General features: G+C 69.0%; 21 protein-coding genes. 9 read left to right on the forward strand and 12 right to left on the reverse strand.

All coding sequences use genetic code 11. From position 1 onward, the window contains the following. Positions 1–22: 22 nt before the first annotated feature. Complete coding sequence (locus EBN03_RS05865; protein WP_122186909.1) at positions 23–637, reverse strand: YqgE/AlgH family protein; 615 nt, start codon at positions 635–637, stop codon at positions 23–25. Positions 638–696: 59 nt separating this feature from the next. Next, a complete protein-coding gene (locus EBN03_RS05870) occupies positions 697–1,068 on the reverse strand; it encodes a GNAT family N-acetyltransferase (protein WP_325052052.1) in 372 nt (123 codons plus the stop codon). 16 nt (positions 1,069–1,084) lie between these two features. Between EBN03_RS05870 and EBN03_RS05875 the strand changes: the two genes are divergently transcribed. Both EBN03_RS05875 and EBN03_RS05880 read left to right on the forward strand, forming a co-directional pair. Next, complete coding sequence (locus tag EBN03_RS05875) at positions 1,085–2,209, forward strand: glycerate kinase (RefSeq protein WP_122187319.1); 1,125 nt, start codon at positions 1,085–1,087, stop codon at positions 2,207–2,209. Between the two features lie 79 nt (positions 2,210–2,288). After that, positions 2,289–3,110, forward strand: a complete 822-nt coding sequence (locus EBN03_RS05880) for an acyl-CoA thioesterase domain-containing protein (RefSeq protein WP_122186910.1) — start codon at positions 2,289–2,291, stop codon at positions 3,108–3,110. A gap of 23 nt (positions 3,111–3,133) precedes the next feature. Here the strand turns inward: EBN03_RS05880 and EBN03_RS05885 are convergent, their stop codons facing one another. Then, positions 3,134–3,541, reverse strand: coding sequence for an SdpI family protein (locus EBN03_RS05885; protein ID WP_122186911.1), 408 nt, complete (start codon positions 3,539–3,541; stop codon positions 3,134–3,136). A gap of 160 nt (positions 3,542–3,701) precedes the next feature. Between EBN03_RS05885 and leuS the strand changes: the two genes are divergently transcribed. Continuing rightward, positions 3,702–6,587, forward strand: a complete 2,886-nt coding sequence (leuS, locus tag EBN03_RS05890; protein ID WP_233608195.1) for a leucine--tRNA ligase — start codon at positions 3,702–3,704, stop codon at positions 6,585–6,587. A gap of 58 nt (positions 6,588–6,645) precedes the next feature. On the opposite strand, the gene EBN03_RS34035 is transcribed toward leuS, so the two are convergent. Genes EBN03_RS34035 through EBN03_RS05905 form a run of 4 tightly spaced genes read right to left on the reverse strand, consistent with a single transcriptional unit; the run spans position 6,646 to position 10,184 of the window. Continuing rightward, positions 6,646–6,807 (reverse strand): hypothetical protein, encoded by a 162-nt coding sequence (locus EBN03_RS34035; RefSeq protein ID WP_158675546.1) that lies wholly within the window; start codon positions 6,805–6,807, stop codon positions 6,646–6,648. A gap of 25 nt (positions 6,808–6,832) precedes the next feature. Further along, entirely contained in the window at positions 6,833–7,729 is an 897-nt protein-coding gene (locus tag EBN03_RS05895; RefSeq protein WP_122186913.1) for a formylglycine-generating enzyme family protein, read from the reverse strand. Next, complete coding sequence (locus EBN03_RS05900) at positions 7,722–8,639, reverse strand: HAD family hydrolase (protein ID WP_122186914.1); 918 nt, start codon at positions 8,637–8,639, stop codon at positions 7,722–7,724. The genes EBN03_RS05895 and EBN03_RS05900 overlap by 8 nt, the downstream gene beginning before the upstream one ends. A 3-nt stretch (positions 8,640–8,642) precedes the next feature. Beyond that, a complete protein-coding gene (locus EBN03_RS05905) occupies positions 8,643–10,184 on the reverse strand; it encodes an arylsulfatase (protein ID WP_122186915.1) in 1,542 nt (513 codons plus the stop codon). A gap of 306 nt (positions 10,185–10,490) precedes the next feature. On the opposite strand from EBN03_RS05905, the gene EBN03_RS05910 reads away from it, so the two are divergent. Both EBN03_RS05910 and EBN03_RS05915 read left to right on the forward strand, forming a co-directional pair. Beyond that, positions 10,491–11,336 (forward strand): SCO6745 family protein, encoded by an 846-nt coding sequence (locus tag EBN03_RS05910; protein WP_233608196.1) that lies wholly within the window; start codon positions 10,491–10,493, stop codon positions 11,334–11,336. Positions 11,337–11,414: 78 nt separating this feature from the next. Further along, on the forward strand, positions 11,415–12,686 hold the full coding sequence (locus tag EBN03_RS05915; protein ID WP_122186916.1) for a Fic family protein: 1,272 nt from the start codon (positions 11,415–11,417) through the stop codon (positions 12,684–12,686). Positions 12,687–12,697: 11 nt separating this feature from the next. On the opposite strand, the gene EBN03_RS05920 is transcribed toward EBN03_RS05915, so the two are convergent. The 3 genes from EBN03_RS05920 to EBN03_RS05930 form a co-directional block, all read right to left on the reverse strand. After that, complete coding sequence (locus EBN03_RS05920; protein WP_122186917.1) at positions 12,698–13,495, reverse strand: polysaccharide deacetylase family protein; 798 nt, start codon at positions 13,493–13,495, stop codon at positions 12,698–12,700. Positions 13,496–13,588: 93 nt separating this feature from the next. Further along, a complete protein-coding gene (locus tag EBN03_RS05925; protein ID WP_325052053.1) occupies positions 13,589–14,170 on the reverse strand; it encodes a polysaccharide deacetylase family protein in 582 nt (193 codons plus the stop codon). Between the two features lie 405 nt (positions 14,171–14,575). Next, positions 14,576–15,256, reverse strand: coding sequence for an SDR family oxidoreductase (locus tag EBN03_RS05930; RefSeq protein WP_122186919.1), 681 nt, complete (start codon positions 15,254–15,256; stop codon positions 14,576–14,578). A 442-nt stretch (positions 15,257–15,698) separates the two neighbouring features. On the opposite strand from EBN03_RS05930, the gene ggh reads away from it, so the two are divergent. Then, complete coding sequence (ggh, locus tag EBN03_RS05935) at positions 15,699–17,036, forward strand: glucosylglycerate hydrolase (RefSeq protein WP_122187321.1); 1,338 nt, start codon at positions 15,699–15,701, stop codon at positions 17,034–17,036. Between the two features lie 89 nt (positions 17,037–17,125). Beyond that, on the forward strand, positions 17,126–17,872 hold the full coding sequence (locus EBN03_RS05940; protein ID WP_122186920.1) for a glycoside hydrolase family 25 protein: 747 nt from the start codon (positions 17,126–17,128) through the stop codon (positions 17,870–17,872). A gap of 58 nt (positions 17,873–17,930) precedes the next feature. Here EBN03_RS05940 and EBN03_RS05945 read toward each other — a convergent pair whose 3' ends face one another. Further along, positions 17,931–18,731 carry a hypothetical protein gene (locus EBN03_RS05945; RefSeq protein WP_122186921.1) on the reverse strand — a complete coding sequence of 267 codons (801 nt, stop codon included), beginning with the start codon at positions 18,729–18,731 and terminating at the stop codon, positions 17,931–17,933. 2 nt (positions 18,732–18,733) lie between these two features. Next, complete coding sequence (locus EBN03_RS05950; RefSeq protein ID WP_122186922.1) at positions 18,734–19,285, reverse strand: lipoprotein LpqH; 552 nt, start codon at positions 19,283–19,285, stop codon at positions 18,734–18,736. A gap of 167 nt (positions 19,286–19,452) precedes the next feature. Here EBN03_RS05950 and EBN03_RS05955 point away from each other — a divergent pair, with 167 nt between their 5' ends. Together EBN03_RS05955 and EBN03_RS05960 are read left to right on the forward strand one after the other, a co-directional pair. Beyond that, entirely contained in the window at positions 19,453–20,763 is a 1,311-nt protein-coding gene (locus EBN03_RS05955) for a hypothetical protein (protein WP_122186923.1), read from the forward strand. Beyond that, on the forward strand, positions 20,760–21,800 hold the full coding sequence (locus tag EBN03_RS05960; protein WP_233608197.1) for a hypothetical protein: 1,041 nt from the start codon (positions 20,760–20,762) through the stop codon (positions 21,798–21,800). The genes EBN03_RS05955 and EBN03_RS05960 overlap by 4 nt, the downstream gene beginning before the upstream one ends. Positions 21,801–21,819 lie beyond the last annotated feature (19 nt).

Raw genomic sequence — 21,819 nt, forward strand, 5'->3', positions numbered from 1 at the left:
TAGTTCGATCGGCGGGAACCGGTCAGTTTCGCTCGAGTTCGATCGGGTGGGTGGCCAACAGCGACAAGGGCAGCGGCTGGCGGCGCAACACCTGCGCCCACAGGTCGATCCGGTCGGTGAGCAGATCGGACGGCAGGGCCGAGAGCACGAACCAGTCACCGCGTTCCAGCTCGCCCTCCAGCTGCCCGAACGTCCAGCCCGCGTACCCGGCGAAGATGCGCAGGCCCTCGATGTGCGGTGCGATACCCACCGGATCGGCGTCGAGGTTCACCAGCGCCACCCGCCCGTCGACCCGGCGCAACCCCTCGACGGTGTCGATGGCGGTGCCGATGTGGACGGTGGCCAGGCAGAGGGCGGCATCGCGTTTCACCGGTCCGCCGATGTAGAGATCGCGCGGTGTGGCGGCCAGCTCGGACCACTGCGGCAGTACGTCCGCGACCGGGGTCTCGCTGGCACGGTTGATCACGACACCCAGGCTCCCGGCGTCGTTGTGCTCGACGATGTACACGACAGTGCGGCGAAAGGACGGGTCAACCAGGTCGACAGCCGACACGAGCAGGGTGCCGGGGCGCACCACATGATCTTCGTGCCGGTACTCGCGTCGGGATCGGTCGCCGTGTTCCTCTGCGCGTGCCACCGATCCATCATCGCACCGGGAGCGGCTCGACGCCGCTCATGTGCGCGGAGTCCGGGGATCTACTGCGGCAGACCGAAGCGTTCGCGCGCCCAGTGCGGGACCAGGGCCAGGTACTCGGGCCGGCTCTCCACGAAGTGGTGCACCATCGGGCACAGCGGCAGGATCTGGAATCCGTCGGCCCGCGTCGCGTCCAGCGCCGCCTGGACCAGGATCTTCCCGTAGCCCTGCCCCTCGTAGCGGGGATAGATCTCGGTGTGCACGAGCGCCCGCTCGGAACCGGTGTCCTGGTAGTCGCAGTGACCGGCCACCAGCCCGTCGACGAGCAACTCGAATCGGTCCAGTTCGGGCCTGTCACGAACTTCGATCGCCATGTCCGGAGTGTAGGCCCAGCGGGCGCGCGGGTACGCGTGCACTGCCGGGGCGGCGGTCATGGCACAGAATGGCCTGATGGGAGCGCGATTGCGGGTTGTGGTGGCACCGGACAAGTTCAAGGGCTCGCTGACCGCGCCGGCGGTCGCGGCGGCGCTCGCGGCCGGAATCGGCAGTGCCGCACCGGATGTGGAGGTGCTGCAGCTGCCGGTCGCGGACGGCGGCGACGGGACCGTCGACGCGTTCGTGGCCGCGGGCTGGGAGCGCCGGACCGTGCGGGTCGAGGGACCTACCGGGGTGCTGAGTGAGGCGTCCTACGCCGCGTCCGGGGACCGGGCGGTCGTCGAGCTGGCCGATGTCGTCGGGTTGGCGAAGCTGCCGGGCGGAGTCCGGGATCCGCTGGGTGCGAGCACATACGGTCTGGGACAGGTGATCTCGGCCGCTCTCACGCGGTCGCCGCGGTCGCTGGTGTTGGGGCTGGGCGGCAGCGCGTCCACCGACGGCGGCGCCGGCATGCTGCAGGCCTTGGGCGCGGACGTGTTCGACGCGAACGGCAGCCAACTCGGCCGGGGCGGTGCGGCTCTGGCGGAGGCGACCCGGTATTTCGGTGAACGGGTGCACGCGGCCGTCCGAGGCTGCGCGGTCACGCTGGCCACCGATGTCGACAACCCGTTACTCGGACCCGACGGTGCCGCAGCGGTTTTCGGCCCGCAGAAGGGCGCGACTCCCGAGCAGGTCTCCGAACTCGAAGCGGCCCTGGCGAATTGGTCGGTACTGCTGAATCCCGAGCTGGCCACCCATCCCGGTGCGGGCGCCGCAGGCGGTACCGGGTTCGCCGCGCTCGCCGAGCTGGGCGCGACCCAGCGGCGGGGCATCGATCTGGTCCTGGAACTGCTCGACTTCCCGGCTCGGGTGACCGGCGCCGACCTGGTGGTCACCGGCGAGGGCGCGCTGGACGAGCAGACCTTGCAGGGCAAGGCCCCGCTCGGGGTCTGCGCCGCGGCCCGGGCCGCCGGGGTCCCGGTGGTGGCGGTGGCCGGCCGCAACGCGTTGTCCGCCGAACAGCTGCACCGCGCCGGTTTCGAACAGTGCTACGAGCTGGCGGCGCTGGAACCGGACCCGGTGCGCAGCATGGTCGCGGCCGCGGAGCTGTTGCGGCAGGTCGGTGCCCGGATCGCCGGTGACCGGCTGCGGGGACAGTGACGCAGCGGACAGTCCGCCCGCCACCGCGACAGAACTGAAACGTGTTCTAATTAGAGTCGGTTTCGGTCAGGAGGTTTCGGTGGCGTTCTTCAAGGTCCGCGACGGGCGGTTCGTACCCGATTACCCGGCGGTCAGCTGGTGGTCCCCGCAACAGGTCAACGGCGTCGCCGCCTGCGCGCTGATCGCCCGGCAGCTCGAGACCCACGACCCCGGACCCGCCTTCACCCCCGCCCGGCTGACCGTGGAATTCCTCATGCCGGTGCTCAACGAGCCCATCGCCCTGGAGAGCCACATCGTGCGCGAGGGCAACCGGGTGGTCGTCGCCGACGCGTCGATCGTGCAGCACGGCGAGATCCGCGCCCGCGCGACCCTGTCCTACCTCGCCGTGTCCGAGCAGCCGCCGGGCGAGATCTGGGCCCCGGACGAGCAGCCGCCGGTCCCGATGGTGCGGCTCACCGACCCCGAAGGCAACGTGCCCCAGTTCAAGACCGGCGACTCCGGCTGGAGCCCGGACTTCGCCGCCGCCCAGAACGCGGACCGCAAGCACGTGTGGCAGAATTTTCCGCCGGTGGTCGAGGGCGAGGCCATGTCGCCGCTGCAGCGCGTCGCGGCCCTCGGCGACTCGACCAACATGGTCTGCAACTGGGGCTCCGCGGGCGTCGGCTACATCAACAGCGATATGACGGTCACCCTGGCGCGGCTGCCCGAGGGCAACGAGGTGGGATTACAGGCCCAGGACCACGTGGCTGCCGCGGGAGTCGCGGTGGGAACCGCGACCATGTACGACCGGTCGGGACGGATCGGGACCACCATAGTGACGTGTGTGGCGAACGCGCGGCGGCAGATCGACATGGCCTCCGCGGCAGCGGCCGCGGCCGACGCGGGGACGCTGGCGCCCTAGCGTCGCCCAGTTCGCGGTGTCGCTCAGTTCGCGGTGTCGCAGGCCGAGCGCAGCGTGCACGACGCACAGGCGCTGCCACAGCCACCGATCTCGGGAGCCGGGGCCAGACCCGCGATCGACTTGGCCGCCACCCCCGCGCCCGCACCGATCGTGAACAGGGCGATCAGCAGCGCACCGGCGGTGACCGACAGAGCCGGGATCACCGGCGCGACCGCGACGACCGCGGCGGCGCAGGCCAGCAGCAGACCGGCGGCGGCCGAGGTGGGCGCCGCGACGCGATTGGCGATCCGGAAGACCTCGTCGGTGCGCAGCGCCTCCTCGGTGTGCACACCGAAGAAGCGGTTGCGCGGCAGTTTCCCGGTCCAGCCGAGGACCCCGGTCACCACGGCCACGGCCGCCAGCACGAACAGGATCAGGGCGACTACGAACACGCGGTCAGGCTACCCGAACCCGGCCACCCACCGGATTCCGGCGGTCGGTAGCCGGTCGGCCGACCGGTTCTCGACAACCCCTTTTCGGTTCCGAAGCGGTGACGCTTTACCCTGGTGGGCGACGTTATCCGGGCCCCTCGGCATGAATGAAGGCAGGACCGTGCAGGACATTCGCGCAACCGAGGCAGCGGAGGCAACCCCGGCTGCCGAGCTGCCCGCACACCGCTACAACGCCGACTTGGCCCAGCGGCTCGAGCGGAAGTGGCAGCAGGCGTGGGAGCAGCGCGGCACCTTCCACGCGCCCAACCCGGTCGGCCCGCTGGCCGGTCCGACGCCCGCCGACAAGCTGTTCGTGCAGGACATGTTCCCGTACCCGTCCGGCGCGGGCCTGCACGTGGGCCACCCGCTGGGCTACATCGCCACCGACGTGTTCGCCCGCTACCACCGCATGAAGGGCCGCAACGTCCTGCACGCGCTGGGCTACGACGCCTTCGGCCTGCCCGCCGAGCAGTACGCGGTGCAGACCGGCGCGCACCCGCGCGACACCACCGAGGCGAACATCGCGACCATGCAGCGGCAGCTGGACCGCCTGGGCTTGGGCCACGACCGCCGCCGCTCGTTCGCGACCACCGATCCCGAGTACTACAAGTGGACGCAGTGGATCTTCCTGCGCATCTACAACTCCTGGTACGACGACGCGGCCGGCACCGCCCGGCCGATCGCCGAGCTGGAGGCCGAATTCGCCACCGGCACCCGGGAAACCCCGCAGGGCAAGCCCTGGGCGGAACTGTCGGCGGACGAGCGCGCGGCCGCGCTGGACGCGTATCGCTTGGTGTACCTGTCGGATTCGACGGTGAACTGGTGCCCCGGCCTGGGCACGGTGCTGTCCAACGAGGAAGTCACCGCCGACGGCCGCAGCGAACGGGGCAACTTCCCGGTCTTCCGTAAGCGCCTGCGCCAGTGGATGATGCGCATCACCGCCTACTCCGACCGGCTGGTGGACGACCTGGACCGGCTGGACTGGCCGGACAACGTGAAGTCCATGCAGCGCAACTGGATCGGTCGTTCGCGCGGCGCCCAGGTGCGGTTCGACGCGGTCACCGCGGACGGCGCGGCCACCGGTGAGACCGTCGAGGTCTTCACCACCCGCCCCGACACGCTGTTCGGCGCCACCTATGTCGTGCTGGCCCCCGAGCACCCGCTGGTCGACCGGCTGGCCGCCGCGCAGTGGCCCGCGGGCACCGACCCGCGCTGGACCAACGGGTCCGGTTCTCCGGCGGAAGCCGTTGCGGCCTACCGCAAGTCGATCGCGGCCAAGTCGGACCTGGAACGCCAGGAGAACAAGGAGAAGACCGGCTTCTTCACCGGCGCCTACGCCGTGAACCCGGTCAACGGTGCCCGCTTGCCGATCTTCGCGGCCGACTACGTGCTGAGCGGCTACGGCACCGGCGCCATCATGGCGGTGCCCGGGCACGACCAGCGGGACTGGGAGTTCGCGACCGCCCTCGGCCTTCCGATCGTGGAAGTCATTGCGGGTGGCGACATTTCGGTGTCGGCGCACACCGGTGACGGTGCCCTGGTCAACTCCGGCTACCTGGACGGACTGCCGGTCGAGGAGGCCAAGGTCACGGTGATCGAGCGGCTCGAAGCCGACGGTCACGGCCGCGGCACCGTCCAGTACCGGTTGCGGGACTGGCTGTTCGCCCGCCAGCGCTACTGGGGTGAGCCGTTCCCGATCGTCTACGACGAGCAGGGCCGCCCGCACGCGCTGCCGGAATCCATGCTGCCGGTGACGCTTCCGCAGGTGAAGGACTTCGCGCCGGTCACCTTCGACCCCGACGACGCCGACTCCGAGCCGTCCCCGCCGCTGGCCAAGGCCACCGACTGGGTCACCGTGGAGCTGGACCTGGGCGACGGCCCGAAGACCTACCGCCGCGACACCAACGTGATGCCGAACTGGGCCGGAAGTTCCTGGTACCAGCTGCGATACACCGATCCGACCAACAGCGAGAAGTTCTGCGACCCGGAGAACGAGCGCTACTGGCTGGGCCCGCGAACCGCCGAACACGGCCCGAACGACCCGGGCGGCGTGGACCTCTACATCGGTGGTGTCGAGCACGCGGTGCTGCACCTGCTGTACGCGCGGTTCTGGCAGAAGGTGCTGTTCGACCTGGGCGAGGTCTCCAGCCCGGAGCCCTACCGCCGCCTGTTCAACCAGGGCTACATCCAGGCCTTCGCCTACACCGACGAGCGCGGCGCCTACCTGCCCGCCGCCGAGATCGTGGAGCGCGACGGCAAGTTCTTCTGGACCGATGCCGACGGCCTCGAGATCGAGGCGTTCCAGGAGTACGGCAAGATCGGCAAGTCGCTGAAGAACGCCATCTCCCCCGACGAGATGTACGACCTGTACGGCGCCGACACCTTCCGCTTCTACGAGATGGCGATGGGTCCGCTGGACACCTCGCGTCCCTGGTCGACCAAGGACGTCGTCGGCGCGCAGCGGTTCCTGCAGCGCGTGTGGCGCCTGGTGGTCGACGAGGAGACCGGCGCGGTGCGAGTCACCGACGCCGAGCCGAAGCCGGAAACCGTTCGCCTGCTGCACAAGACGATCGCCGGCGCCGACGACGACTATGCGAACCTGCGCGACAACACCGCCGGGGCGAAACTGATCGAGCTCACCAACCACCTCACCAAGGAGTACCCGCAGGGCACCCCGCGCGAGGTCGCCGAGCCCGTGGTCCTGATGCTGGCCCCCATGGCCCCGCACATCGCCGAGGAACTGTGGGAACGCCTGGGCCACACCACCTCCCTGGCCCACGGCCCCTTCCCCACCGCGGATCCCGCACTGCTGGTAGAGGATTCGATCGAGTACCCGATCCAGGTCAACGGCAAGGTCCGCAGCCGGATCAGCGTCCCCGCCGGCGCAGACAACGCGACGGTCGAGGCAACCGCACTCGCCGACGAGAAGCTGCGCGAGTTCCTCAACGGCAAGCAACCGCGCAAGATCATCGTGGTCCCGGGTCGCCTGATCAACGTCGTCGCGTAACACCGGTGCCGCTGTGCAGCTCCGAGCTACACAGCGGCACCATTCTTCCCCGCACTCGTCATTCGCCGCGGGCTGCCGCCAATGCTTCGAGGATCGAATCCGCATCTCCGCCCGGCCCGGGATCGGCTTCGAGCTCAGCTCGAATGGCCGCGAAAGCCTCGGCCTTGATGCGGCGGCGCGCCTCGTCGTCGGAATGATCACGGATCCGAGTGGTATTCATAGCGCTACGCTATCAGCATCTCGGATCACTCTACGCAGCGAAAACCTATGTGGCTCATGCCGGTATCCACCATTTGCGGCCGGCGGGCCGCCGGGCGGTAGCGCAGGCAGTAGGTGTCGGCGCAGAGGAACGAGCCGCCCTTGACCACGCGGCGTTCGATCGCGAACTGGGGTTGGCGCGGGTCGAAAGTGTCTGCGGCGCAGCACGGGCGAGTGGCGCGGGTGGGGCCGTAAAGGTCGGAGGTCCACTCCCAGACGTTGCCGGCCATGTCGAAGAGGCCGTAGCCGTTGGGGGCGAAGCTACCCACCGGCGTGGTCTGCCCGTACCCGGTGTCGGGGAGATAGGGGAACTCGCCGTGCCAGTAGTTGGCGAGCCGCTGACCTGGACGTTCCGGCTCGTCGCCCCAGGTGAACCGGGCATGCGGCAGCCCACCGCGGGCGGCCGCCTCCCACTGCGCCTCGGTGGGCAGAGCCAGTCCCGCCCACTCGGCGTACGCGGCCGCGTCCTCGTACGCCACGTGCACCACGGGGTGCGCGTCGCGGCCGCGCAGCCCCGAACGCGGTCCGCGCGGATGGTTCCAGCAGGCGCCGGGGGTCCAGCGCCACCACTGACTCATGTCGCGCAGATCCACCGGTCCGGCGGTGCGGTGGAACACCATCGAGCCCGGTTGCAGGTTCTCTCGCGGTGCGCCAGGGTAATTCGCGGGGTCGAGGTCCCGCTCGGCCACAGTGCGGTAGCCGGTTGCCGCGACGAACACGGCGAACTGGGCGTTGGTGACCTGGTGCCGCTGGATGCGGAAGGACTCCACGGTGACTTCCCGGACCGGGCCCTCCTCCGGATCTCCGTCGTCGCCCTGCAGCAGGGTCTGCGCCGGGATCCGCACCAGCTCGCCCACCGCCTCGATCGTGCCGGTCTCAGTCATCGAACACCTCCGCCCAATCCCGTGCCATGCTGACGACCACCCAGCCGTCGGCCGCGGCCCGCTGTTCGGCTCGTTCCGCGCCTGCCGTGTAAGCGAATTCGCGGTCCGCGTCGTCGTGCTCGACCAGCAGCGCGAGTCCGGGACCCGGGCCGCTCGTCGCGTACTCCAGCATTTCGATGTCCCCGTTGGAGTTTCCGGCCGCGAGGATCGGGCGGCGGCCGATCCTCGACCACACCCGGGCCGGCTTCGCCGGACCGTCGTCGAAGATGTCGAGCTCGGTGGTGGTGCGCACCCGGCCCGAATCATAGGTCAGCCCAAGGGAACTGCCGACGACTCGCTCGGGCGGGATCGCGTACATCCGCTCGCTGACCACACGCATGAAGTCGCGACCACCGCCGGAAACGATGTAGCAGGTGAACCCCTCGCCCTCGAGATAGCGGAGCAACTGCACCATCGGCGCATAGCCGCAGTCCGGATAGGGACGATCCAGCGACGGATGGCGTGCGCTGTCGAAGAATCTCGCCACCCGCGCCGCGTAATCCTCCGTCGACTCCGCCCCCGCGATATGTAGTGCCGCCCCGGCGAATTCACGCAACATCGAATCGTCACCCTGATAATGCTTTTCGACGACCCGACCGAACCAGGCGAGATCGCCGTCGTGCGCGGCCCGAAACAGCGCCTGGTCCAGCAACTTCGGATCCTCCTGCGCGGCCTGCACCAGCGAGCGCACGATGAAATCCAACTGCACGTACGCCGGCTTCTCGCACCACAGCGTGCCGTCGTTGTCGAACACCGCCACCCGCTCGGCGGGCGGCACGAAATCGGAACCCGGACGGGTGACGCGCCCGACGAAATCGACGATGGCCGATTTCGCGGGCGCGTCCCGCCAGGCGCTGAGCGCGTCCGCCAATTCTCAGTCCTTCGCCAGGAACTCGTGCAGCTTCTCGACCGCCTGATCGATGCTGAAGCTGGCCGGTGCGTGCCGCGGCGGGAACTTCTCGAAGGTCTTCAGGAACGCCGTGGCCATGGCGGTCATATAGAAGATGAAGTAGTCGTGCTGCAGGAACCAGTTGTAGTACGTGTTCGAGGTGATGTCGGCGTACTCGTAGGGATCGGTGCGCAGGTTGAACAGCTTCGGCACCCGGAGCGTGGTGAACGGCTCCGCCCAGATCCGCAGCGTGCCCTGGCAGCGCTGCTCCATGAACACCGCTTTCCAGTTCTCGAAGCGCATGGCCATCAGGTCACCGTCGTCGGAGAAGTAGAAGAATCCGCGCCGCGGGCTCGATTCCACCTCGCCGGTGAGATACGGCAGCAGGTTGTAACCGTCGATGTGCACCTTGTAGGTCTTGTCGCCGATGGTCTTTCCGGTCTTCAGTTCCTCCGGCGTGGTGGTGTCCCCGGCCGCGGCCAGCAGCGTGGGCAGCCAGTCGTGGTGCTGGATGATCTCGTTGGACACCGAACCGGCCTCGATGTGCCCGGGCCAGCGAATGAGCTCGGGGACGCGGAAGGCGCCCTCCCAGTTGGTGTCCTTCTCACTGCGGAACGGCGTGGTGCCGGCGTCCGGCCAACTGTTGCGGTGCGGGCCGTTGTCGGTCGAGTAGATGACGATGGTGTCGTCGGCGATGCCGAGTTCGTCGAGCACGTTCAGCACCGTGCCGACATTCTTGTCGTGCTCGATCATGGTGTCGTGGTATTCCGATTGCCACAGCCCGGCCTGCCCGCGCTTGGACTCGTCGATGTGCGTGTACAGGTGCATGTGGGTGAAGTTGCACCACACGAAGAAGGGCTGGTCGTCGGCGTGCTTGCGTTTGATGAAATCGACTGTGCGATCGGCGATGTCGTAGTCGATCCGCTTCATCCGCTCGATATTCAGCGGGCCGGTGTTCACGATGGACTGTTTGCCCACCGGGCCGAATTTGGGGTCGTCCGGCTCATCCGAAACATGGTCGAGCGCTTTGCAATCCAGCACGCCACGGGGCTTGGCGAGGTCGTACAGCCGGGGGAACTGGTCGGCGTGCGGGTAGTCGAACTGCTCGGGTTCCTCTTCGGCGTTGAGGTGGTAGAGATTGCCGTAGAATTCGTCGAAGCCGTGCACGGTGGGCAGGTATTTGTTCAGGTCGCCGAAGTGGTTCTTGCCGAACTGACCGGTCGCGTACCCGTGCGGTTTGAGCAGTTCGGCGATGGTCGGATCGTCGGCCGACCAGCCGATATCGGCGCCGGGCGCGCCCACCTTGCTCATGCCGGTGCGGTACACGCTCTGCCCGCTGATGAACGCCGCCCGCCCCGCCGTGCAGCTCTGTTCACCGTAGGAGTCGGTGAACTTCATCCCCTCTTTGGCGAGCCGGTCGATATTCGGCGTCCGATAACCCATCAAGCCGTCGCTGTAGCAGCTGAGGTTCGTGATTCCGATGTCGTCACCCCAGATGACCAGGATGTTGGGCTTACCCTTCGGCATTGCTTACCTCCCGAGCCTAGAGATTTCGTCCGAATGACGATCCGGCTGTGCGGCATAACGCAAATGGTGCCCCGGCCCGCAGGCGCAGTTCCGGAGCACCGACCCGATTTCCGAGCATAGTTCGCATTTCCACGGCCGACCGCAGGCGCGGCCGCATCGGTCGCGTGCCGGGCCGATCACACCCGACTACCGGTCTCGCGTTCAGCACATGCCGGCCGGGAGCCAGGCGCAACCGCGCCGATGTCCGGGTGAACTGCCCGCTCAATCTAGCTTCAGTAAAGTAAATCCAGTAGGTACGCTCGATTCATGGATCATGCTTTCGCCCGCGCGATGTGGCGGGTACTCGAACCCCTGCACAGCGTCACCTATTTCGAACCCGGATGCATCGCCGCGAACAAGGACGCCGGTCTGCGCGGGTACTGGATGGGCTACTTCGCCGCGCGGTCGGCGCCGCTCGGGGCCGCCGGACCGGAGCTGGTGACCGCGACCTTCTTCAACTTCAGCCCCGCCATGGTGGCGCGGGCACTGCCCGACGCGTGGGGGTTCGCCGACCCGGACACCGTGCTGGAGGTGCGGCAGCGGGCCGCGGCGGCGGCGCTGCGCGCGATGGCGCCGGAGATCGCCGCGGCCGCCGACGCCGCGCTGCCGGCGTTGCGGGCGGCAGTGGCTAGCGCGCCCAGCGGCGGGCGCCCGCTGTTCGCGGCCAACCGCGAGGTCGCGAACCCAGCGGACCCGGTCGAGGAACTCTGGCAGGCGCTGACCGCCCTGCGGGAACACCGCGGCGACGGCCACGTCGCGGCCCTGGTCGCGGCGGGCCTGGACGGCATCGAGGCCCTGGTCCTGTTCGCCGCCGACACCGGCAGCGGCCCCGAGGTATGGCTCCCGATCCGCGGCTGGAGCGAATCCGACTGGGCCGCAGCACAATCACGCCTGGCCGAGCGCGCCCTCCTCGACACCGACGGCGCGGTCACCCCCGCGGGCAAGGCACTGCGCGAACACATCGAGGCCCGCACCGACGCATTGGCCGCGACGGCCTACCGCGACATCGCCGGAATCGACGCAGCCCTGACCGCCTTGACCCCCGCAGCCCGGTCGGTGACGGCGACCAAGGTGGTCAAGTCCCCGATCTTCCTGGCCACCGGTAAACCCTGAGCTCCGCACCCCAGAGAAACACCGAAATCCCGCGGGCCTTATTAAAGGTTGTGCCGTAACCTTTAATAAGGAGGAGCCATGGCACAGCTTGTACGGCAGGAATGGGTCGCCGACCTCAGTGGCGGCGGGCTGTCCCGACGCGACCGCCGGTCCGGCACGTTCGAGGCATACTGTCCGGATTTCCTGGTCGGGCGCGCGCTGCCGCTCGATGTCGGCACCGCCGCGGACATAGCCGACGCGGAACGGGCGATCGCGTTGCTCGATACCGAGGCGAAGACCCTGGTCGACACCGAAGCGCTGTCTCGGCTGCTGCTACGGGCCGAGGCGGTCGCCTCGTCGCGAATCGAAGGCCTGGAGGTGGGAGTCCGACGGTTGCTGCGCGCCGAGATGGCGCAGCAGACCGAAGGACGATCCTCGGACGTGACCGCCACGGAAGTACTGGCGAACATCGACGCCATGGCGGTAGCTGTGAACTCGACCGATCCCGGCAGCGACATCACCGAACAGGCAGTGACCGAGGTGCATCGCCGACTGCTCGACGGGACGCGCCTGAGCGCGCACGCCGGGCGCTGGCGGACCGAGCAGAACTGGATCGGCGGCAGCTCCTACAACCCGTTCGGAGCCGTATTCGTGCCCCCGCCGGCCGAACTCGTTCCCGGATTGATGGCCGATCTGATCGAGTTCTGCAACAGCGACGACGTCCCCGCGGTTGCCCAAGCCGCCATCGCCCACGCGCAGTTCGAGACCATACATCCGTTCGCGGATGGCAACGGCCGGAGCGGACGTGCGTTGATACACATGATCTTTCGACGGCGCGGACTCACCCGGCACATCACCCCGCCGGTCTCTCTGATCCTGGCGACACGGACGCAGAGCTACCTGGACGGTTTGACCGCGTACCGCTACCTCGGCCCGGCCGACTCACCGGCCGCCGCGGAAGGAACGGCTCTGTGGGTCGGGCGGTTCGCCGCCGCCTGCACGCGGGCGATCGAGGACGCCTCCGGCTTCGAGCGGCACGCCGCCCGGGCGCAGCAGCAGTGGCGTGACCGACTCGGCCCGGTACGCTCGGGTTCGGCCTTGGATCTGTTGCTGCACAAGCTGTTCGGAGCGCCGATCCTCACCGTCGGCACTGCCGCCCAGCTCGTCGATCGCAGCTTCCCGGCGGTGAGCGCAGCCGTCGACCGGTTGGTCGCGGCCGGGATTCTGCGGCAGGTCACGGTCGGCCGCCGCAATCGCGCCTTCGAATCACTCGAGGTGATCGCCGCTTGCACCGCGCTGGAGCGTCGGTTGGCGAGCCCGGCAGGTGACACGCGGTATTCACCACCAGCCCGGCCGGTGCCGCGGCGTTGACGTCGCGGCGGTCAGGCCGGTAGGGGGGTCAGGACGTCGTTCAGGGTGACCATGGCCAGGTTTCGTTCCCGGATGATCGCGACCAGGCGGTCGTAGCAGTGGGTGACCGGGGGGTGATTGGCGTGGCCGATCACGAGGGCCTGGGGGTTGAAGTAGGCGCGGGCCTGGTCGACCAGGTAGTCCTCGGTGACGACGCTGGAGTCGCCGAACGAGCCGTACCACATGGTCGGGACGGTGTAGCCGAGGTCGGCGGCGATCCGGTCGACGGTGGCGTTGTGGAAGCCGTAGGGCGGGCGGAAGAACGGGGTGCCGTCGACGCCGAAGGTGTTCCGCAGGAAGGTTTTCGTGCGGCCCAGCTGGTCGGCGACGCCGGTCGCCGACAGCTTGGTCAGCGCCGGATGGTCCCAGGTGTGGTTACCGAGCTGGATCTGGCCGGACTCCACCAGCGGCCGGAGCGCGGCGGCGTTGTCGGTCCACGAGTCGTAGGACGCGGTCACGAAGAAGGTGAACCGGGCGCCGGTGTCCTTGGCGAACTGGATGTACGCGGCCACGACCGACGAATCGGCGCCGTCGTCGACGGTGAGTGCCAGCGCGTTGCCCTCGCCGGGAAGCGCCGTGATCGTGCCGGGCGGAAGCACCGCCTTGGGCCCGCGCGGCGGCGGCAGCAGCAGCGGCGGATGGGCAGCCGCGACCGGCACCGGCGGGGCGATCGTCGCATCCGGCGAGGTGGGCTGCTTTGTGCCGCAGCCGGACACGGCTGCGACCGTACCGGCGGCGAGCATCGTCAGCCATTGCCGACGGTTCAGCATGGGTTACGCCTCCGATGTGCCAATCGTTAGCCAGTGGTGTTTCGGCAGCGTAACGAAACAGACCAATCGGTACAACGACCCAAAGGTGACGAATCAGTGACCAGGCGGGATCAGGACGTCGTCGAGCGTCACCAGGCTCAGGTTGCGGTCCCGGACGATATCGAGCAGCCGATCGAAGATGCCGGTCACCGTGGGCCGGTTGGCGTGCCCGATTACGATCGCCTGCGCCCGGAACCACTGCCGGGCCGCGTCGAGCAGCATGTCCTCGCTGATGGTGGGGCTGGTGTCACTGAGCGTGCCGTACCACATGACCGGGACCGTGTAACCGCAGTCGGCGGCCACCTGGTCGACGGTGTCGTTGTGATAGCCGAACGGCGGGCGGTAGTAGGGCGCACCGTCGACACCGAAGGTGTTCCACAGGAAGTCCTTCGCGCGATTCAGCTGATCGGCGATCGCGCCGGCGGGCAGCTTGGTGAGCGCCGGATGGTTCCAGGTGTGGTTGGCGAGCTGGATCTGCCCCGAATCCACCAGTGGCCGTAGCTCGTCGCGATGGTCGGTCCACGACGGGTAGTAGGCGGTGACGAAGAAGGTGAGCCGGGTGCCGGTCCGGCGCGCGAAATCGATGAAACCCCCGACTGTTTCGCTGCTCGCGCCGTCGTCGATGGTGAGGGCCATCGTGGTACCCGCGCCCGGGAGGGCGTTGATCGTGCCGGGACCGATTGCGGTGCGGGGGAATCGAGGTTCGGGCGGCGGGAGACCGGGTAGTGGGGGAAGACCCGGGATCGCAGGTAGGCCGGGGATACCACCCCAGGACCCGCTATCGGGCGGATCCGCCTGCGCTACCGGAGTTTCGGACAGGATCGCGGCGGAACCCGCTGCGATGACGGCGAGCCATTGCCGCCGGGACAAACGGTGCATCGTAACCACTTACAGGACAGCCGATCAATACCCGTCCCACCGTACGCGCGAGCGGCGCCCGGCCACCGGAGACGCAGCATCCAGACGGTGAACATCGCGCCAGCGCAACATTTCCGGGACATGATCGACTGCCGCACGGTCTCGCGACGGCGTCCCGCGGAATCAGCGGCCGGTCGGCCGCAACACGATCTCCGTCGGGTGCGCATCCTGGGGCGTACGGATCGCCTGCCCCACCGCTTGCGCCACCGTTGCGGCGGAAAGGAATTCGCCTGGCTGGTACTCCCGGCCTTCGCCGGCGATGATCTCGCGCTGCATCTCGGTGTCGATCCGCCCGGGATGCACCGACGTCACCCGCAACTCGGGCTCCTCGAGCCGCAGCGCGTCCCCGAACGCCCGCAACCCGAACTTGCTCGCGGCATACACACCCCACCCCGGGTTGGCGCGCAGTCCGGCCCCCGAATTGATCAGCACCACATGTCCGCCCGCCGCGCGCAACGCGGGCAGCAGCAGGCGGGTCAGCTCGGCCACCGCGATCAGGTTGACCTCCAGCGTGTTCCGCCATTGGTCCACCGAAGACTGTTCGACGGTACCGAGATCCGCGACCCCCGCATTGCACACCAGCACATCCAGCCGCTCGATCGGCGCCACCGCCGCGGCCACCGCCGCATAGTCGGTGAGCTCCACCGGCCACCCCGCCGCTCCCGGCAGCTCGGACAGAATCGGTCCCAACGCGGCCGCCGTACGCGCCCCGAGCAACAACGAATGAGTGGGCGCCAATTCACGAGCGATCGCGGCCCCCAGACCACGACTGGCACCGGTGACGAGGGCGGTGGGTTCGGTCACGCGGCCACCCTACCCATGGTCGACCCGAATCGTCCTCGCGGTTTGCGCGGATAGAACCCCGGTAACGAATCGGACGCTTGACCGATTCAATGCGTAACGCTCAGCATCGTGGGCGTCGTCACATAAACCTCAACACCCACGAGGCGAAACGTTGAATGCTCCGCACCCGGTCGGCGGACCGGACTCGACACCGGCGGTGACCCTGCGCCTGGTGAATCATGATGTCGACCACAGCGCGGCCGTGCCGGCCACGGCCGCCGCGACGCCCGAGCCCACAGGCGATCCGGTGGTGCCGAACCGCGAAACAGCCGCTCGGGACGACCACACGCCGGCGGCGGCGATCCCGCCGCGGACCCGGTTCGGTGCGACGCGGCGCGCCGCGAGTCCGGTGAATCCCGCGCCTCGCAGCGCGTACCTGCGCGTCGCACCGCAGAATGGGAAAATGAACGGTCCCGGATTCACCCCGACCCAGCTCGCGGCCCGCGCCGCGTACCTGCTGCGCGGTAACGATCTAGGGACCATGACCACGGCGGCGCCCAAGCTCTATCCGCACATGTGGAGCTGGGACGCGGCGTTCGTGGCGGTCGGGCTGGCGCCGCTGAGCGTGGAACGCGCGGTCATGGAACTCGACACTCTGCTGTCGGCCCAGTGGCGCAACGGCATGATCCCGCACATCGTGTTCGCGAACGGGGTCGACGGATACTTTCCCGGCCCGGCCCGCTGGGAATGCCGGCGGCTGGCCGCCAACGCACCCGATGGCCCCGACACCTCCGGTATCACGCAGCCGCCGGTGCACGCGATCGCGGTGCAGCGCATCCTCGACCACGCGCAGCGGCACGGCCGCAGCACCCGCGCCACCGCGCAGGAGTTCCTGCACCGCCGCTGGCCGGACCTGATGCGCTGGCATCGCTGGCTGGCCAACGCCCGCGACACCAAGCAGCACGGCCGGATCACGCTGTACCACGGCTGGGAATCGGGCATGGACAACTCGCCGCGCTGGGACCGCGCCTACCAGAACGTCGTCGTCGGTGCCGACCTGCCGCCCTACCAGCGCGAGGACGTGCACCTGGTGGACCCGGAACAGCGGCCCACCGACCGCGAATACGACCGATACCTGTGGCTGGTCGAGCAGATGCGCCGCTGCGGCTACGACGACTACGAGCTCGCGTCGACCATGAGTTTCGCGGTCGAGGACGTATTCGTGACCGCGATCTTCGCCCTGGCCTGCGACGTCCTGGCCACCATCGGCGAGGACCACCGCATGCCGTTGGCCGACGTGCGGGAACTGTACGGCTGGTCCGAGCACTTCCGCGCCGGCGTCATCGCGACCACCGACCCGCGCACCGGCGCCGCCCGCGACTACGACGTGCGCCTGGACCGCTGGATCAGCACCGAAACCCTGGCCATGTTCGCGCCGCTGCTGTGCGGCGGCCTGCCGCGCGACGCGGAACGCGCGCTGCTGCGGCTGTTCGAGGGGCCGCGGTTCTGCGGGCATCCCGATCTGCGGTACGCGCTGCCACCGTCCACCTCGCCGGTCTCGAAGGATTTCCGCCCGCAGGAGTATTGGCGCGGGCCGGTGTGGCCGGTGATGAGCTGGCTGTTCTCCTGGGTGTTCGCGCGGCGCGGCTGGGCCGAGCGGTCGTTCATGCTGCGGGCGGAAGGATTGCGCCAGGCCGGCGACGGCTCGTTCGCCGAATACTACGACCCGTTCACCGGCGAACCGCTGGGCAGCATGCAGCAGTCCTGGACGGCGGCGTCGGTCCTGGACTGGCTGGGCTGAGCTTCGCGAGCGTTACATCAGCACGCTGTGAGCAACCTCTAGCGCCGTCCGCGCCGTCCGCGGCAGGTGGGCAAGTTACTCTCTTTGACATGCATCAACGCGGTACGACTTTTCGGGGGTTCCGCCGTTTTGCCGGAACTGCCCTCATTCTCACAACGTCCAGCATTTTATCCGCAACCGGAATTGCTGCGGCTGAACCGACCGGCCCGGACGTGTCGTCCTGGCAGCACATCAACGGCACCATGATCAACTGGAATGCCGTCCGGGCCGCCGGACACCAGTTCGCCATGCTCAAGGCCACCGAGGGACTGAACTACGTCAACCCGTACTTCGTCCCCGACAGCGTGTTGATGCGTGCCGCCGGCGTGGCCCGCGGCACCTACCACTACGCCCACCCCGAACTGTCCCCCGAACTCCAGGGCGCGTTCTACGCCACGCTCGTGCTCGGCCAGAACGGCCCGCTCGACATGCCCCCGGTCCTGGACCTGGAGACCTCCGGCGGCCTCGCACCCGGGGCGCTGATCGACTGGACCCACCGCTACCTCAACACGGTCCAGGCGCTCACCGGCCGCACGCCGATCATCTACACCTATCCGCGTTTCTGGCGGACCGCGATGGCCGACACCCACGACTTCGCCCAGTACCCGTTGTGGATCGCGGACTACAACGGCAACGACGGGCCCGACGTCCCCGGCGGCTGGAACACCTGGTCGTTCTGGCAGACCACCGACTCCGGCCACGTCCCGGGAATCAACGGCGGCACCGACATCAACGTCTACAGCGGCGCCCAGGGACCGTTCGCCAACTACGCGAACATGGGCTTCGGCAGCGCGTAACTCGCTGAAACACGAAGCAGGGCACCGACATTCGTCGGTGCCCTGCTCGTGTACCGGCTCAGGCATCCAGCGGGAGGGCCAGGACGATGTCCTGTTCTGCGCCCGGCAGATAGTGCGCCTGCACGATCCGGCCGACCTGGACGTGGTCGATGCTGCCCTGCGGGACGAACTTCTGGACCCGGGCCGCGAAGGTCGAGCTGTCGGGGCGGGTGACGACCAACCCCAGATCGACTTTCGTGTATCCCTCCCGGATCTCGCCGGTCACCGACAGCGACTGCACCACCGCCCGGGCCGCGACACCGCTGGCGGCGATGTCGAGGTTGCGGCGGCTGGTGAGGCCGCGGCGGATCATCGACTCGTTCACGGCCTGCTGCATCGCATTTCGGTCGTTGGAGCGATCGATCTCGACCTTGTCGGTGCGGCCCGGCTGGTACCGCACCGGCAACACCACACCCGGTCGCAGCAGCGCCAGTTCGGTGAGCGGGACGATGATCTTGGTGTGCGAGTCGAAGCGCACCCCGTCGGCACCCTCCACCGACAGCTCCACGCGAACCTGCGGCTGATCGTTGACCGTCAACCCGGTCTGGCGGACCGAACGGACCGTCGCGATCCCCACCGGCATGTCCCGGAACGCGGCACTGTTGCGGCCGGTGAACGCGGACATGATGCCCTCACCACTGAACGCGAACACGATCGGCACGATCGTGAGCGCCACGATCGGCAGGCTCATCCGCCAGTTCACCCAGCCCAGCATGGCGCCGGTGAACTCGTCGGGCTGGTAGGTGATGCCGTAGTAGAGGTAGTAGCCGACCGCCAGGGCCGCGAAAACCAGTGTGCCGATGCGGATCTTGCTCGCCATCACTACCCGCCGACGATGTCGGTGCAGGCGAACGTGATGTCGAAGGCGTCGGTCTTGACCGCGGTCGGGTTGGTCAGGTCGGGAGTGCCGACACCCTCACCGGTCACGTGGTAGGTCTTGCCGGTGACCGAGACCTTGGCCGAACCACCGGGCGCGCCCTTGCCGTAGCCGACCGCGAGCGGAACGCCGTTCGCGCCGCCCTTGGTGCCGGCGATGGCGACCGCGGTGACCGTGGTCCCGTCGACGGTCGCGCTGACGGCCAGGTTGCCGTAGGCGCTGTTGGCCGCGTCGTCGATGCTCAGCGCGATGGTGCCGCCGGTCTTCGCGCAGGTGGTCTCGAAGTTGCCGGTCAGGGCCTTGCCGTCGAGCGACACGCTGGACGTGCCCGACGGGGCCGCACCGCCCGGCGCGGCCGGGGCCGCCGAGGAGCCCGCCGCTGCGGACGTCGGGGCCGCGCTCGGGGTGCTGCCCGAGTTACAGGCCGTGCTGGCCAGAGCCAGGGTGGCGGCGGCGACGGCGGCGACGGTGACCCGGCGGATGGTGGTGGCATTCATGGTGTTTCCTCTTCCGTGTTGGCCCCCCGCTGGAGCCGATGACAGAACAGTACGAACGGATTTCCGCCTACCGATCCCAGAAATCGTCCGGATCCGACGCCGGCGGATTCGGGCTACCGGGACGCCCGACCGGCGGCTAACCTGGGCGAATGCAGAGACCGAGAGCCATGGTGCTGGACGAGGTCTGGCGCGGGCTCGACGGTGTGGAGGTCCTCAGCGGACCACAGGGCGGACCGCTGCGCCGAACCGTGAAACTGATCCTGGACCCCCTCGTCATCCGGCCGGTACAGCATCCGCTGTGCGCCGGGCCGATCGTGTCCGCCGAGGGCGCCAGTGAACTCGCGAGCCGGCTCAACGATGCCGCACCGGTGCTGCGGGCGACCGCCGACTGGTTCCGGCTGCTCAAGGGACTGCGCCGGTCGCTCCGGATCACCGAAGGGCATCCGCAGGACCTGTACTTCCAGCGGTGTTTCGAACTGGCCACCACGCTGGGGCGGCCCGATCCCGAAGGGAGCCGGCCGGTAGCCGAGGACACGCTGCGCGAGGTGCACGAGGGTACCGCCGGGCGCACCACGCGGGCGCTGCGTGATCACCTCACCGATCCGGAGCAGGCCGCAGAGCTGGAGTCCCTGCTCGCGCTGGCCTGGAGCCGCCGGCCCGCGAACGCCGTTTCCGGGGCCGACTTCAGCGGTCGGCTGCTGGGGCTGGTGAACGCCTGCGCCACCGCGCGATCCACCGGCGGCGGGGCCGCCGAGCAACGACGGTTCGACGACCTGGTGGGCGACCGGGCAGGCACACACAGCGGGATTCGGCTCTGGGGGACCGAGATTGCCCCTACTGCGAGGCATTTAGGGCTGACTGTGCATCCGGTGCCGCATCAGCCGGAGCTGGGCGCCTCGGCTTCGACTGCGACACTGGGGCTTCCGTTCGACCGCAGCATCTATGAGCGGGTGTTCACCGTGCTGCAGAGCGAATCGGATCGCAGTGCGCTGCCGACCGTGGCGGAGCTGGTGGAGGCGGAGATCGCCCGCAGTTCGGCGCCGTGGGCGTTGCTCACCGAGACTCTGCGCGTCGCAGCGGCCGCGGGAACCACACTGGCGCAGGGATTCCGGCCGCTCGGAGTGGATCACGGCGCGGGGTCCGACGACGAATCCGTTGCCCAGCAGGTGATCAACGGCCGCTGGCGGCGGGAGGCGTACGTGCTGCAGGCGCGGCGGCTCGCGATCCGCGACACCGACGAGCCGACCGGTCCGCTGGCGGTCATCGCCGCGGAGCTGCGCGAACCCTGGCGGCCGTACCTGCGTCGCCTGTGGGTGCGGCTGCACGGCCGCGACGCCCGCGAACTCGATCTGTACGACGCCACCGACCTGTGGGATCTGCTGGACGGCGTGGCCCGGTCGGTGATCCTCGATCATCGCGGCCGGGTGAAACAGGCACTGAGCGTGAGCATTCCGCCGGACCGCGGGGAGGCCGCATGAGCGGGGAGATCGTGGTGGCCGGGGCGCCCGGCGGCGCGGTGCTGGTCACGCCGATCGACGCGGCGGTCACGGTGGACGGACCGGCTCCGGTCGACACGCTGGTACTCGGGGTACCCGGGGGGCATCTGAGCTGGAGTCTGCTGTCCGGACAACGGATTCCGACCGCAACGCTCGACGATGCCGACGAGGCGCAGGACTGGCTGTGGGCGGTGTACGGGGAGGCTGCGGCGCTGGCGGTCGCCACGTTCGCCGGGCCGGTGGGGACGGGCCGTCCCGATCGCCGAGCAGCCGAGCCCGGGCAGGCAGTTGCCGTCGTCGCGGCGGCCGTGCTGCCGCAGACGGTGGTATCGGCGCGGCGACTGGCTTACGCGCACTGGGCATCCCGGTGGTGGCCGGCCTCGACCGTGGACGGCATCACGCCGCTGGACGAGGGGCTGCTCGCGCTGGACATCGCCGCGTTGACGGTGGAGTGCGATCTCCTTGCCGACGGCGCCGACGCCGAGTTACCCACGACTGCTGTGGAATCACCCCGGCAGTCCGACTATGCGCTCGCGGCCGGCCCGCAATCGACCAGTGCCACTTCGGTTCTCGCACGCGGAACCTCCGGGTGGGACTGGCGCAATTGCCCGCCGGGTCTGATCGACGCCTCGGAACGTGCCGTGACCTGGGAAGTTCACCGCGAAGCCGGGCGCATTCTGGCGTCGGTGCGCGCGGTCGCGGCTCCGCAACTGCGCGGGCCGGTCCCGGCACACCTGCGCCCGTATGCCCACCTTCGCACCGCGGCCGGCACCCACACCGCGGCGCTCACTCTGACCGGTGACGACTGGATCGGGTCGGTGGCGATCCCCGGCATGGAAAGCATCACTGCCGTGGACATCTCAGTTCCTGGCGTCGGTTACGGCAGCGACTCACCCACCGAAGCCGCTACCCGCGAACAGATCCGCCGCTTCGCCCGTAAGCGACTGCACGCTCCCGACCGCACCGACCTCGAGCCGCTGGCTGCGGAGACGGCGGCCGCCGAAGAGCCCGACTTCTGATATGTCCCCACCGGATCCG

This window comes from Nocardia stercoris, from assembly GCF_003696265.1.
GTDB classification, from domain to species: Bacteria; Actinomycetota; Actinomycetes; order Mycobacteriales; family Mycobacteriaceae; genus Nocardia; species Nocardia stercoris.